This is a genomic window from Kitasatospora sp. NPDC091257, from assembly GCF_044757675.1.
GTDB lineage: Bacteria > Actinomycetota > Actinomycetes > Streptomycetales > Streptomycetaceae > Kitasatospora > Kitasatospora lactacystinica.
Genome location: NZ_JBIVVI010001785.1, coordinates 1 through 1212 on the forward strand (window position 1 = coordinate 1; position 1212 = coordinate 1212).

General features: G+C 78.0%; 1 protein-coding gene. It reads right to left on the reverse strand.

Annotation, left to right across the window (positions count from 1 at the left end; translation table 11 throughout):
• Positions 1–1049: DUF4192 domain-containing protein (locus tag ACIQOV_RS42020; RefSeq protein WP_401056491.1), on the reverse strand; the 1049-nt coding region annotated here is incomplete at its 3' end.
• Positions 1050–1212 lie beyond the last annotated feature (163 nt).

Below are 1212 nucleotides of genomic sequence, written 5' to 3' on the forward strand. Positions count from 1 at the left end.
TGAGCCGCACCCGCCCCCGGGGCGGCGGGCCCGGGAGCCGCCGCGCCACCGGACGGCACCTCCTGAGCGGGCGGTGACCCCTCGGCGCTCGGCGCTCCGCCGGCCGGGGGCCGCGGTTCGTCGACCGGGGCCGCCGTGGCCTCGGGCTCCTCGCGCCGCCGCCGCTGGGCCTCGACGGCGGCCAACAGGCCCTGGGGCGTCATGCCGTCGTTGAGCGACTCGTAGAGCAGTTCGGCCAGCAGGTAGCCCGGGGCGAGCCGCAGGACGTGGCCGAGCACGACCCGGGCCGTCGCCGTGTCCCCCGCAACCCAGGACGTCCAGGCCAGCAGGGTGAGCGGGGCCACCGCGCAGCCCTCGTAGGGCGGCACCGCCCGCCGGGCGAGGAAACGCCAGAGCCGCTCGGCCGGGGCCAGCTCGTCGGGCCGGGCGTACTCGACGCCGCGGTCCCGTACCAGGCGGTCCCGCAGGGCGAGCAGCAGTTGGGCCGTCCGGTCCGGATCGAGTTCCCCGGCCCCGGCCCGGAACTCGGCGACGGCCTGGTCGAGCAGGGCGATGCGCTGCTCCCTGGCGAGGGCGTCCACGGCCTCCGCCCGGGCGAGCGCGTCGCGCTGGGCGACGGCCTCCGGCGGACCGACGGGCTCCAGCCCGCCGATGATCGCCTTCCGGCTGCCGCGCGGCACCAGGCCGGCGACCGTCGCGGCGGCGGCCGCCGGACCGGGGTCGGGGCTGCGCCGCACCGGATTGCCCGCCGCGTCGCAGCAGCCGTCGCCGCGGCAGAGGAAGGACCACCAGCGGCCGTCCGAGACGCACAGCGACTCCTTGACGGCCACGCCCCGGCGCCCGAAGGCCGCCCGGAGGGCCTGCGCCAGTGGCCGCAGCCCGTCCACTACCGGAGGGACGTGGGCCGTGCCGGGATCCTGGCAGAGGTAGAGGAGCACCTGGAGCGGCCGGGCGCCGTGCCGCTCGGAGAGGGCGACCAGCAGGGCGGCCGTCTCCTCCGCCGCGGCCGGCCACTGCGCGGGCGACCGCGGCAGGTCCGCCCGGATCACCCCGCCCTGGTGGAGGCCGGGGCCGTGGAGCCCGACCGCGACGATGCTGTCGCTGTTCCCTAATACTTGAGTGTGTTCTAGGGCTCAGGAGGCGCGCCGTGGCGGGGTGGCAAGTGGTGTTCGTGCGGGACTGGCACACGTGGGGGCCGGTACCTGCGGAGGG